We start from the raw sequence: 12,114 nt of genomic DNA, 5'->3' as shown, positions 1-12,114 counted from the left end.
TGCTATGTGGGATCAAAATAAATCAGTTGAGTACATCAAGAATAATGCAGAACCCTCAAGCCTTGGCCAATGCGCATCTTATGTAAAAAAAGCACTAATTCATGGAGGGGCATCAATAAAAAATTCAGGTATAAACTCAGCTAAAGACTACGGCCCTTGGTTAATTGAAAATGGGTTTACCCCTGTTCCCGGCGCTGAAGCACAAAAAGAAGGCATAAGTTATTCAGTTTTAGGTCAGCAAAAAGGTGATGTTGTTATTATTGAGCGGCTTAAAAACCCAAAAAATGCTAGAAGCATCCATGGACACATGGCTATGTTTGATGGAAAACATTGGGTTTCTGATTTTGTGCAACAAAGAGGCTTTTATCCAAACCAAGAGTATCGAGATGAGAGTACTCCATTTGTATTATATCGCTACGCTGGCAATCAACCCGCAGACGAAAAAAAAGAAGAAAAAACAGGTGCCAAGTTAATTAAAATTGTGTATCCCATTCCTAAAAATGAGCGTGGTCAAGAATTCTCAAATTTAGATGACATTATGGCGCATCTCAATGGTGAATCAACGGGGAGTTATTTACTGGGCCGTAATGGAATGTGGCATAGCGGTATCCATATTACCAATGCGACGACCCCTTGGTGTGCCTTAAGTGCTAAAAAATTTGAAGAACGCAGTGTGTTTGCGGGAGCCTATACAGGAGAACAATCGATACGTTGTATGGCTGACGGTGAAATTATTGCTTATCGAATCAATAAAGAGTATCAAACAATCCCATGGAAAAACTTTATACTTCAATTATCTGCTTCGTTTGTACTGGTTCGTCATACGCTTCAGTTAGGGGATAGTGAACGTAGCCGATTGCGATTTTATACGTTGTATATGCACTTAGCGCCTCATAGTGCGTATCAAAAAGAAGAAACAACGCCAGTTTGGAAGCTACAAAATACTCTTAATGCCTACCCAGCTGTCTGGCGAGAACAACCTAAAACACCGCGTTCAACTACGTTAGCGAAAGGCTCACTGGTAGAGTGGTCGCCAGAAAAAAGTGAAACCAAATTAACCATTACGAAAAAAAATCAATCACGAGAGTATGGACTCGTTACCGTTAAATCGAATGAAGGCAGTCGTCAGCAAGTCTGGATTTTAGTGGATAACAACAACATTGCTCGTCATGATGAAAATGATATTACGCCGTCTTGGTGGAAGGGTTTTCGTTTGGCACCCGCACAGGATGTGATGGAATTTGATAAAGTCGTCAGTTTGAACACACCGATAGCAATTAAAGCGGGGGACAGTATCGGTCATATGGGCTTTTATCAAGCACCCAAAGAGCAGGGGATTGAGTCACGCTATCAAGTGCATATTGAATGTATTAGTCATGATGACAATCTCCCGCAGTTTTTAAAAAATCCTGACGCCGTTGGTATTAATGACCCATACTATTTAAAATGCTTACCTGGATTAATGTTGTGGGAAAAAAAAGGTGAAAATGAATTTGTTAAAACAGAACGGATAACAAAATGGGAAAGTCTGCATAAATTAAGTGAATTAAAAATAGAAACAGACAAACAACAGCAAAAATACTATTTTTTACCTGAGCATCTAGGGTATTTTCCCAAACAGATTGATATCAGTGACACAGATAAAGATAAAATCGGCTCACTGATAAAGCGTGTTGAAGAAATTCAAGCCGATGAAACAAAACGAGCGGAATACCAAAATATTACCCAACATGCGCTTTTTCTGTCGCGTTATGATTTAGAGAAAATAGGCTTTAGGGCCTTAACCAGTGAAACAACAACGTTTGATTATTTAAACGGGTACATTCAACCCAAAGCCACTTATATCAGTGCGATATTTGATACTATTTTGGCTGAAGCTAAAGTATCACCACGCCCTGAAAAAGGGATTATTGCCCATAATTATCAACGTTTAATTAATAAAATCAAAGGCAGTGCAACGGAGCACTACAATCCAGAAGAATACCGTCGCGCTTTCCATAACCCGATGTTTTCCCATATCGTCAATAAAACCATAGTCAAACACCCTAGTGATTGGTATTACAAAAAAAGCGATAGTGTATGGCAAAAATTTTTAAATATACTCAGTGAAGAAGCTCCATTATGGCGCTCTTACAGCGAAGAGTTTCTTGATGGTATGGTTTGGATGCAGGATGTAACTAGTGAAAAATTAGGTCCTGAAGTGTGGCATATGCATCCGCTGGTGTTTTTAGCACCTTTCCTAATGCAAAATTATCCTGTAACTCCAATTGAAAATACATTGACACCTTTAGAGTTTTTACATTTCTATAATGGCGATATTATTGATGACAATGATTACTTAGCTGCGGCTGAAATTTTGGAGTGTGAAGTCGCTGCAATCAAAGCGGTAGCAATGACAGAAACTGGAAGTTATGGCAGCTACTTTAAATTTCAAAATGACGATGATTACGTTCCTACAATCTTATTTGAAAGGCACCACTTTAGAAAATATACAGCAGGTAGATTTGATCAGTACGCAGATATCTCTAATGGCAAAGCTGGTGGCTATGGTGGTATATCAACACAATATTCTAAATTATTAAAAGCATATAATTTGGATAAAACTGCCGCTTTGAAATCAGCATCATGGGGAAAATTCCAAATATTGGGTTCAAATTATTCATCAGCGGGTTATTCAACACCGGAAGATTTTGTTTTTGCTATGTCTGAATCAGAAAAAAACCAATTAAATGCATTTGTTAATTTCATAAAATCAAATAATAAATTACTTAAATCAATAAGAGAGAAGGATTGGTTGACTTTTGCAAAAACATATAATGGCCCTTTGCAAAAAGGATATGATAAAAAAATGGAGAAAAATTATGAGATTTTTAAATGAACTTAAAGAAATAATTTTCATTACACTTATATCTTCAAACACTTTTGCAAGTAATCAGATGTTTTTTCATTGCACCACGAAGGATGGTGTAATTAGTGTGTATTCAATTGATGATGAACTAATGCTGACAATGAAAAAAAATGATTCCATTGTCATTAACTACTCTTCAAGCTTATCAAAAAATAGCAATTTTAAGTACAGTTATTACTCTAGATTTAACACTGAATACTATAGGGTTACTTATTCAAGTGGTGATGCTAATTATTCATTATATAAAAATATTGAAGGTGAAAATAATGACGGCGGCCTGCAAGTCACACATTTAACGAATAATAAAGAATATCAATATGAATGTATTAAAACACAGACTGATAAACTTGATGATTTACTCAACATCCTTGAGTGTGATAAAGGAAGTGCTCTAGGTTGCATAGATTAATTCATTAATATTACAGAGTAATAAAGAAAAAGTCGAATAATCATGATGAGCAATGCTATATACCATCACCAAAATTTACGCTAATAAAAAAGATTATATGATGATTGTTGATGAAAGTTAAATTATAACCAAGGAGTAATTGAAATTGTCTAATTAAGTGTGGAGGTGGAATACTTTTGATTTATTGTTAAAAAATTTTCTGATTATTTTTATATTAAATTTCCATTACAAGCTTTCGCTAATAATCATAATGTTGAAACAAAGCAACTTCAATCAAAGAATGCAACATTTTCATCCTATTGCCGACAGTTAGACGAAGGAAAGGAATATGACGGTACTTTAGAATATACCTATTATTTTCCTAGCCAAACCCTATCACAAGCTTATAACACATTAATAAACCTCGATGATTATCGACATGCTAGACTTAAAAATAAATTGCCCACTAAAAATCTAAGCTATCTAAATCGAGAGTAAAACGAAAGGCGATGAAACCTTCGATTATCAATGGATGACTGATAAGAGAGTTAAAATAGTTGCGGAAAAAGAGATGGAGTCATCAACCTATTTATTTGAAGAAATGAAGATACAAACGCACTTATTACTTATTGAAGAAACGGGCTATTAACCAGCTGAAATCTTAAAGGACTAAAACCATGCAACAAATTATTCGTAAAGGCGATAAAACCACCCACGGTGGCACCGTGCTGACAGGCTCTGATACCATGAAATTCGGGGGGATTGGGGTGGATCGCAAAGGTGATCAGGTTTCTTGCCCGAAAAAAGGGCACGGTCCGACCACCATCATTGAAGGTAATCCTAACTACCTCGATAACGGTATCCCTGTCGCTTTTCAGGGGCATAAATGCGGTTGTGGCTGTACCTTAATCAGCTCCTTTTCGCCCGCCAAGGTAGGCTGACATGCCTGTTTGGCTCAATACCATTCCGCCTGTTGCCGCAAAAGTGCCACGTCCCAATACGCGTCGCTGGTTAGTGGTGTTATTGATTATCTTGTTTATGGGGTTTGCGCTGACTTTATGGTTTTGGACAAAAGACAGAACGGGGTTTATTTTTTGATGGAGCTGGGCGAGTAAGGGTTTTCACTGAATGAAAAAGCAAATATTTATTATTTAGCTCAATATGAAATTATTGATTTAACTAACAAGCATATTGCAATAAAATTAAATATAGGAGAAAAACATGACATGGATTCAACAAAATCACGAAAGGCTACTGAGGTTCAAGTTGTATTTATTTGCATTTTTAATTGGGCTATCTGTTTTGTTTGCATCAAAGTCAAGTGCAAATGATGCATTAGATAATAAAGAGGTCGCTTTAGTTACTCATAATTGGCAAAACAGGCCCATTTCATGGTTTAGTTTAAATAACATTATGGGGGGGAATGCACCCGCTTATAAATACAATCCCTATGCCTATGGTTCAGGTGCAATGACATGCTGCGGAATAATAAAAGGAAAAATAGCTGTAATAAAGTGGCGATTAGGTGTCAAAGGTTCACAATATGACGCAGGAATGCGTTCTGAAAATTATCAAATTAAGGTACCATTACCTGAGCGTAAAGAAGGGGACGATACATTACATGTTCATTTTTTACCAGAAAATACAATTAAACTAGAATGGAATAATAAAAACTCATCTTCATATAACCCTTTTAGCTCAAGTAAAGAAATTGAGGGTACACATAATGAATAATGATAAACGAGCTAGTACTGATTCGATCATTGCAGCAACAAACAAAGCAAAGCAAGCACAAGAATGTAAATTGGGGAATTGTTCACGGACTTTACATATAGGCTTATTTTTTGATGGTGTTGGCCGGAACTTAGAAAAAGATAAATAAGATGAAAAATTGAGCAATATAGCAAAACTATATGCAATATATAAAAATAATGATTTCAATACAGAAACCGATACCTATAGTAGAATTTATATTTCCGGTCTAGGGACTCCTTATCAAGCTCTAGCGGGTAAAAAAGCCAGTCAAGTCGCATCGGAAATCTATAGTGATTTTAAAGATGAGGCATTGGATGAAATTATCAGTGCTGAGATTGATGCGTTTAAAGATATTGGCATTGATTCTTTATTTGGGGAAGGTGGTGTTAAAGATATTGAAGAATTATTGTCTCCCAAAGGTCAAATGAAATTGATGGGAGAGACTCTTATCGATTATACAGCCAAAATAAGCAAAAAAGGCATTGAGGAACACCTTTTTTAAGAGATAACGAGTTTATTGCTTATAATTTTGTGACTGGTGTTGAAACGCGGATTAATGATTTAAAAGAGGTCATAAAAAGGGCTTACCAAGAAGCGAAAAATACTGGTGACATTCCACTTCATCGCATATCAGTTTCTGTGTTTGGCTTTGATATGGGCGCGACATTAGCGCGATACTTTATTGGCGTTTTAATTAACCAAATTTGCCAAAAAGATTATGATACGGGTCTCTATTTTTACGGGGGCGTTCACGGTGGTGCTTGGGTTGACATTCCTTTTGTGGGACTATTCGATTGCTCTCGTGACACGCCTGAAAGTGAGGATAACGGATTAGATTATGGATTAAATATACTAACACTTCCGGCAAAAAGTAATAAGGTAACGGAAGTTGCTATTGACTCATTAATTACTATGGTTTCAGGGCGTAAATATATTGACCATATGACTCCACTTCCCACTCAGGTTAAAAAATCTTTACATTTGGTAGCTGCCCATGAAAAACGCAAATGGCGTTGTCTCTATTTAACGGGCAGAAGTGGGGAGCATCATCAAGAAGAACTATTACCTGGTTGTAGCGAGGATATTGGCGGGGGATTAAGAAATAATGAACAAAAGCCCAATGAAGAACTCGCTAAAGTCGCCTTAAATAAAATGCATTTAGCCGCATTTCCTGAACTCGATGCATTGCGCGAGATGGATTTTGATACGTGGCTTTATTTCCAAGATGAACAAAAGGTGGAAGGAAAAAAGGCAACAGAGTGGGTAGATTATTATCAATCAGGCATTCCATTAAAAAAATTGACATTTACGGCCTTGAATGCTCACCTCGACAGTTATTTTGCGTGGTTAGGTCAGAAGCATTATGAATATAAAAATGAGCTACGAAAATTAGAGGAGCAAGAGAAAGCCGAATTATTATCCGCAGGTTCACATCAAGGTGGTTTTAATATTTCAGCTAAGTCTAGACAAGCTGCGTTCGGTGCTTCTGAAAAAATGGCGTTATTGAAGAAAGATTGGGGGTGGTTATCTGAAGTAGCAAAAATGGCATGGCAAGTCAAAACACGAAAGCTTAGCCCTGTTCCACCTGAAATTTTTGATAAAATATACTGGCCCGCTAAACGTCGGGCACAATACTATATCGACTGTGGCACGGCGGGATATGATAATATGCCATTTCCGATATCATATGTTCCTGTTTCAAATGAGCTCTATAGTTGGTTTGTCCACGATATACAGCGCGCAGAGGGAATAAATTATCACTATTTTTATATTCGTTTAATGGAACCACTCTCTGGGGATTTTCCGCCAGATGAACCTGAAGTAAATACGCCTCCAGAGCCACCACTGTATGTTGGTAATGATTTTATATTCACTGGGTGGCCTAAATTTTAAAATTTCACACTCAATCAATATTATAAGGAAGTTATGACTGAAGGAAAAATAGGTACCGCATTTTTATATACTAAAAGAAAGTCACTTTCATTTTTTTGTTATTATATTTTAACTGCAATTTTATTGACATTATCAATTAAGGTGGTTAATTCTTTATTTGTAAGCGCTAATTATCGATACACTCATGAGGCCCTATCAAAAAGTATTGACTTGGATTTGGGGTTTTCTATTTCATTTGCCTATGGTTTGGTTATTCTGATCATTTATGGTCTCTCTTATTGTACTTTTTCATTACTGGAAATCCAGCGATTGCGCAGTATTGGCTATCGGTATCCTATCGCTATCTGTTTCATTATGTTCTTACTGAATAGAGTATCTAATTACTTTTATACACTAGTTGGATTAAATTGGATTTCGATTGTTATCGGTGTTATTTCATTCATTTATTTTATTGTATTGATTTTTCTTTCAGAAAAGGAAATGTATATAAACCAGAAAACCAATGTAACGAAGCCATAGTGTGAGTCTGAATCTAAAACCATTGAGGATTTTGGACTCACATAAAAACATTTAGAAGTATTCAAATTATTGTGAATTCTCAATTTTTGTAAATATCACAGTCAAATTTATTTCCTTTTAATGAATTAAGCGTATTCGCTACATTTGCCTGAATAAAATATTGTCCTGATATTCCGAGGTTACGCTTTACGCCAATTCCTTCTTGATAAATATATCCCAACCGTGAATAAGCTTGTGAAGTGACTTGCTTGGCATACGCAACAGGCGGCATATCGTTCAGTGAACTATGTGGGCGAACATGGTTGTAGTGTTCACGCCATAGCTCGATTTCGTATCTGGCTTCGTCTAAGGTTCTGAACCCATGCGGGTTCAGACATTTATTTCTGAATTTACCATTCAGGCTTTCCACAAAGGCGTTTTGCGTGGGGTTTTCTGGCTGGATAAAGCCCAATGTTATACCGGTTTCCTTGCTCCAAAAAAACATCGCTTTGCTGGTAAATTCGGTCCCATTATCGCAGGTAACCTTGTTGGGTTTGCCTCGTTCTTCCATCAATTGGTCCAAGGATCTGGCGACCTGCCTGCCACTGATGGCCACAGAGACTAATTGACCGACCATTTCCCGCGAATAATCATCCACGACATTCAGTACCCGAAAGCACCGACCATTGCTGAGTTGGTCTGAAACAAAGGCTATAGACCAACGTTAATTGGGAGCCGTTGGTACTTCCATGGGCTGCTTTGACTGGGTTAGCTTCTTGCGCTTCTTCGTCCTGACCTGCAAGCCTTCCTCGATGTAGAGGCGATATGTACGTTTACGGTTCTGGACTCGGCCTTCACCTCTGAGCAAACCATGCAGCATCAGATACCCATAGCGGGGATCTGGTATCCGCCATAATGTGCCATCGACAGCCATCAAGGTTAATCCGTTCCAGTGTGATAATGGCAGTTTATCAAGCCAGAGCTGGCTTGTTTTTTCAAATACTTTGCGAACGGCATCTTCCCCTAACCGTTGCCGAGCCTGAACAACGGCACTTGGTGCAACGTAAGGTCGGTTGCTCGGTAAAACAATATCGAGATGAAAAACGAGTTGAGCCATGGAAAGAGAACGAAAAAGAGACATTCGTCAATGAGTTCTGCGGAAAGGAGGTCAGAAAGGGCTGTAAATTCTTTTGGCGAGAAAGCCAGAACAGTCTCGAAAGCTTGGCTAAGTAACATAAAAAATCTGTAATCTTCGGATGATTACGTATTTTTGCAGAACTGTAGGATCATTCAATCCATTATTTAGTTCTTAACTGATCAACATTAAGGCGTAAGCCTCCCTTTTTTATTCCCTTAAATTTGGCGAAATTTCAAAACACATTGTCCGTTATGCGTAAGTTAATCACGGCTCTTCACAATAAGATAACAACGTTATCTTGAATGGAGATGTATTGGTGACTCTACTACTTTGTCTTTTTGGTTTTATTTCTGGGATCACGACAGCACTTTTTGGTTTCGGTGGGGGCTTTATTACGGTTCCTCTACTCTATGCGCTCATTACCTTGGTGTGGGGGCCAGAGAGCGAAGCAAGTGCAGTTGCGATGCAAATTGCCGTCGCAACTTCAACCTGCGTGATGATTTTCTCTGCCTCACTATCAAGTAGGGCGCATTATCGGAAAGGTCATTTAAATTGGAGCATTATTCGCCCGTTTATTATTCCTATCTCTTTAGGCGGTATTTTGGGGGCTTTTATTGCGCTCTCTGTTGATAGTGAATGGATCCGTTGGCTCTTTATTGGCTATCTTGTTATTACGATTTTAGATTGCCTGATAAGACCCGGGTTTATGAAAACACACACTGAGGGCATAACGCCTTCAGGCGGCGGTGTTTTTGCTGATATACCTATTGGTTTAGTCATAGGGGCGGTTGCTGCATTTCTCGGTGTGGGGGGGAGTGTGATGACGGTGCCACTAATGCGACGTCGTGGGGCGACGATGATCCAAGCTGCTGCGTTTGCGAACCCACTAACATTACCGATGGCGATAACAGGAACGTTGACCTACTTTTATTTTGCGTTAACGGAACATGTTCAATTAGGTGCTGGCTTTATTGGGATGGTTTATATCAAGGGGGCATTAATTCTGATTGTGACATCATGGCTAGGAATTCGTTTTGCCAGTTTATTGATGCCATACTTGAGCGATAAGCGCCATGCTCAAAGTTATCCACTGCTCCTTCTTATTGTGTTAAGTGTTATGCTATTAACCTAATGTATTGCTTTAATATCATTGTTTCAGGTGCGAAATACAGGGCAATATGTGTTTAATCAATACATAGTTGATCAAACGGTTGTTTCTTGACAGATTATGGTAGAATATATTTTGCTATTACGCGCTTTTGGCATTGAGGAATGATGACAATGAATGAGGCAGAGACTCGCCCAACAAATTTTATCCGTCAGATCATTGATGAAGATCTGGCGAGCGGGAAACACACTTCGGTGCATACACGTTTCCCACCTGAACCGAATGGCTATTTACACATTGGTCATGCAAAATCAATTTGCCTGAATTTTGGTATAGCGCAGGATTATCAGGGTCAGTGTAACTTACGTTTTGACGACACCAACCCAGTCAAAGAAGATGTTGAATATGTCAACTCGATTCAAGAAGACGTTCAGTGGCTAGGTTTCCAATGGAGCGGTAAGGTTCACTACTCTTCTGATTATTTCGATATTCTATATCAATATGCTATTGAGCTTATCAACAAAGGCTTAGCGTATGTGGATGAACTGAGCCCAGAGCAAATTCGTGAATATCGTGGCACTCTAAAAGAGCCGGGTAAAAATAGCCCTTATCGTGACCGTAGTATTGAAGAGAACTTAGCGCTATTTGAAAAAATGCGTGCGGGTGGCTTTGAAGAAGGTAAAGCTTGCTTACGTGCAAAAATCGATATGGCATCACCTTTTATCGTTATGCGTGATCCCGTTTTGTATCGTATTAAATTTGCAGAGCACCACCAGTCAGGTAATAAATGGTGTATTTACCCAATGTATGACTTCACGCATTGTATTTCCGATGCATTAGAAGGCATTACACATTCACTGTGTACATTGGAATTCCAAGACAACCGCCGTTTATATGATTGGGTGCTTGATAACATCACGATTGACTGTCATCCACGTCAATATGAGTTTTCACGCTTAAACCTTGAATATACGGTCATGTCTAAGCGTAAGTTGAACCAATTAGTGACAGATAAATTAGTTGATGGTTGGGATGACCCGCGTATGCCGACAATTTCGGGTTTGCGTCGCCGTGGTTACACCGCTGCATCTATTCGCGAATTCTGTCAGCGTATTGGCGTGACTAAGCAAGACAATAACGTGGAAATGGCGTCGCTGGAATCATGTATTCGTGATGATCTTAACGAAAACGCGCCGCGTGCGATGGCGGTGATCGATCCTGTACGCCTAGTCATTGAAAATATGCCAGAAGGCGAAGAGATCTTGACCGCACCTAACCATCCAAATAAACCTGAGATGGGAACTCGTGAAGTGCCGTTTAGCAACGAGTTATATATTGATCGCGCAGATTTTCGCGAAGAGGCTAACCGTCAATACAAACGTTTAGTGTTAGGTAAAGAAGTTCGCCTACGTAATGCTTATATTATTAAAGCAGAGCGCGTGGAAAAAGATGCAGAAGGGAACATCACAACGATTTACTGCACCTATGATCCACAAACCCTAAATAAAGACCCTGCCGATGGTCGTAAGGTGAAAGGCGTTATTCATTGGGTTAGCGCAGCGCACGCACTACCTGCTGAAATTCGTTTATATGACCGTTTATTCACCGTACCAAACCCAGCGGCGGAAGAAGATTTCTTATCGGTCATTAACCCAGAATCATTGGTTATTCGACACGGGTTTGTTGAGCCGAGCTTGCGTGAAGCTGCAACAGATAAGCCATATCAGTTTGAACGAGAAGGCTATTTCTGTGCAGATAACCGTTTAAGCAGCGCAGATAAACTGGTGTTTAACCGTACGGTAGGCTTGCGCGATACTTGGGCGAAGATAGAGAAACAATAATTGCCCCCTTGTGTGTGTCGAGTCTATAGGGTTTTCCTATGGCTCGATGCGAGAACACGTTAGGTATAATAAAAAAGCTTCAGGGCTATATTCAGCCACTGAAGCTTTTTTTATGGGAGAATAGCCGATATCACCAAGACTAAGGCTTTTGGGTATCCACTTTTTCTTTTAGTAATTGATGTAAATATTGATTCGCGGAAGTGACTTTCCCTTCGCTGTCTTTGACCTGATACTCTTCACCTGTGATAGAGGATTTGGACGCGACGTTATCAATAAATTGTTCAGTGGTGCTCAAGCGTTTGTGTGTTTTGCTTAACTTTAAGCGTAGATGAGACTCCGCATCGGTTGCACTGTGCTCAGAGCCATTACGGGTAAAGGTTAAATTCTGCTGTTTACCTAGTTCAGTTAACAGTGCTTCTGTGCGCGTGCGTTCTTCAGGGCTTAGTGCCAGTGCTTGTGTGGCCACAAACAGACCTAATAATAAAACGAAAACAGTAGAAAAACGGCGGACTAGATAAGTCATGTTTGATTGCAAAATTTGCTCTCCTTAATTTGATATAAGGAAGATTATAGCGAGTCACTTTA

General features: G+C 38.9%; 12 protein-coding genes and 2 pseudogenes. 11 read left to right on the top strand and 3 right to left on the bottom strand.

From position 1 onward, the window contains the following. Window positions 1–4 precede the first annotated feature (4 nt). The 9 genes from PR699_RS08110 to PR699_RS08070 all read left to right on the top strand — a co-directional run bounded on the left by PR699_RS08110 (window position 5) and on the right by PR699_RS08070 (window position 7,463). Window positions 5–2,878, top strand: a complete 2,874-nt coding sequence (locus PR699_RS08110; protein WP_272572882.1) for an N-acetylmuramidase family protein — start codon at window positions 5–7, stop codon at window positions 2,876–2,878. After that, window positions 2,862–3,317, top strand: coding sequence for a hypothetical protein (locus tag PR699_RS08105; RefSeq protein ID WP_014657743.1), 456 nt, complete (start codon window positions 2,862–2,864; stop codon window positions 3,315–3,317). The genes PR699_RS08110 and PR699_RS08105 overlap by 17 nt, the downstream gene beginning before the upstream one ends. Window positions 3,318–3,973: 656 nt before the next feature. Next, entirely contained in the window at window positions 3,974–4,237 is a 264-nt protein-coding gene (locus PR699_RS08100; RefSeq protein WP_014657744.1) for a PAAR domain-containing protein, read from the top strand. Between the two features lies 1 nt (window position 4,238). Next, window positions 4,239–4,394 carry a hypothetical protein gene (locus PR699_RS08095; RefSeq protein ID WP_014657745.1) on the top strand — a complete coding sequence of 52 codons (156 nt, stop codon included), beginning with the start codon at window positions 4,239–4,241 and terminating at the stop codon, window positions 4,392–4,394. Window positions 4,395–4,517: 123 nt separating this feature from the next. Further along, window positions 4,518–5,030, top strand: coding sequence for a DUF3304 domain-containing protein (locus PR699_RS08090; RefSeq protein ID WP_014657746.1), 513 nt, complete (start codon window positions 4,518–4,520; stop codon window positions 5,028–5,030). After that, window positions 5,023–5,178 (top strand): hypothetical protein, encoded by a 156-nt coding sequence (locus PR699_RS08085; protein ID WP_014657747.1) that lies wholly within the window; start codon window positions 5,023–5,025, stop codon window positions 5,176–5,178. Before PR699_RS08090 ends, PR699_RS08085 begins: the two co-directional genes overlap by 8 nt. A gap of 9 nt (window positions 5,179–5,187) precedes the next feature. Then, window positions 5,188–5,553: a hypothetical protein gene (locus PR699_RS08080; RefSeq protein ID WP_014657748.1), complete on the top strand. Its 366-nt coding sequence runs from the start codon at window positions 5,188–5,190 to the stop codon at window positions 5,551–5,553. 29 nt (window positions 5,554–5,582) lie between these two features. Next, window positions 5,583–6,944 carry a DUF2235 domain-containing protein gene (locus PR699_RS08075; protein ID WP_014657749.1) on the top strand — a complete coding sequence of 454 codons (1,362 nt, stop codon included), beginning with the start codon at window positions 5,583–5,585 and terminating at the stop codon, window positions 6,942–6,944. A gap of 33 nt (window positions 6,945–6,977) precedes the next feature. Further along, window positions 6,978–7,463 (top strand): hypothetical protein, encoded by a 486-nt coding sequence (locus PR699_RS08070; RefSeq protein WP_014657750.1) that lies wholly within the window; start codon window positions 6,978–6,980, stop codon window positions 7,461–7,463. A gap of 241 nt (window positions 7,464–7,704) precedes the next feature. On the opposite strand, the pseudogene PR699_RS08065 reads toward PR699_RS08070, so the two are convergent. Both PR699_RS08065 and PR699_RS08060 read right to left on the bottom strand, forming a co-directional pair. Then, window positions 7,705–8,340, bottom strand: a pseudogene (locus tag PR699_RS08065) (IS3 family transposase); the annotation flags it as partial. A 9-nt stretch (window positions 8,341–8,349) separates the two neighbouring features. Beyond that, a pseudogene (locus tag PR699_RS08060) lies at window positions 8,350–8,678 on the bottom strand (transposase domain-containing protein); the annotation flags it as partial. 218 nt (window positions 8,679–8,896) lie between these two features. On the opposite strand from PR699_RS08060, the gene PR699_RS08055 reads away from it, so the two are divergent. Then, window positions 8,897–9,712, top strand: coding sequence for a sulfite exporter TauE/SafE family protein (locus PR699_RS08055; protein WP_014657754.1), 816 nt, complete (start codon window positions 8,897–8,899; stop codon window positions 9,710–9,712). A 149-nt stretch (window positions 9,713–9,861) separates the two neighbouring features. After that, window positions 9,862–11,529, top strand: a complete 1,668-nt coding sequence (glnS, locus tag PR699_RS08050) for a glutamine--tRNA ligase (protein WP_014657755.1) — start codon at window positions 9,862–9,864, stop codon at window positions 11,527–11,529. 139 nt (window positions 11,530–11,668) lie between these two features. Here the strand turns inward: glnS and PR699_RS08045 are convergent, their stop codons facing one another. Further along, window positions 11,669–12,064, bottom strand: coding sequence for a DUF5329 family protein (locus tag PR699_RS08045; RefSeq protein WP_223854703.1), 396 nt, complete (start codon window positions 12,062–12,064; stop codon window positions 11,669–11,671). Window positions 12,065–12,114: the final 50 nt, after the last annotated feature.

The organism is Providencia sp. PROV268, from assembly GCF_028477805.1.
Taxonomy (GTDB): domain Bacteria; phylum Pseudomonadota; class Gammaproteobacteria; order Enterobacterales; family Enterobacteriaceae; genus Providencia; species Providencia stuartii.
Note: the sequence above shows the minus strand (reverse complement) of the source record. Positions and strands in the feature narration are given on the sequence as shown.

Coding starts and splice junctions, on each gene's coding strand:
- PR699_RS08110 (WP_272572882.1), top strand. CDS start 5: ATGTGGGATCAAAATAAATCAGTTGAGTACATCAAGAATAATGCAGAA.
- PR699_RS08105 (WP_014657743.1), top strand. CDS start 2,862: ATGAGATTTTTAAATGAACTTAAAGAAATAATTTTCATTACACTTATA.
- PR699_RS08100 (WP_014657744.1), top strand. CDS start 3,974: ATGCAACAAATTATTCGTAAAGGCGATAAAACCACCCACGGTGGCACC.
- PR699_RS08095 (WP_014657745.1), top strand. CDS start 4,239: ATGCCTGTTTGGCTCAATACCATTCCGCCTGTTGCCGCAAAAGTGCCA.
- PR699_RS08090 (WP_014657746.1), top strand. CDS start 4,518: ATGACATGGATTCAACAAAATCACGAAAGGCTACTGAGGTTCAAGTTG.
- PR699_RS08085 (WP_014657747.1), top strand. CDS start 5,023: ATGAATAATGATAAACGAGCTAGTACTGATTCGATCATTGCAGCAACA.
- PR699_RS08070 (WP_014657750.1), top strand. CDS start 6,978: ATGACTGAAGGAAAAATAGGTACCGCATTTTTATATACTAAAAGAAAG.
- glnS (WP_014657755.1), top strand. CDS start 9,862: ATGAATGAGGCAGAGACTCGCCCAACAAATTTTATCCGTCAGATCATT.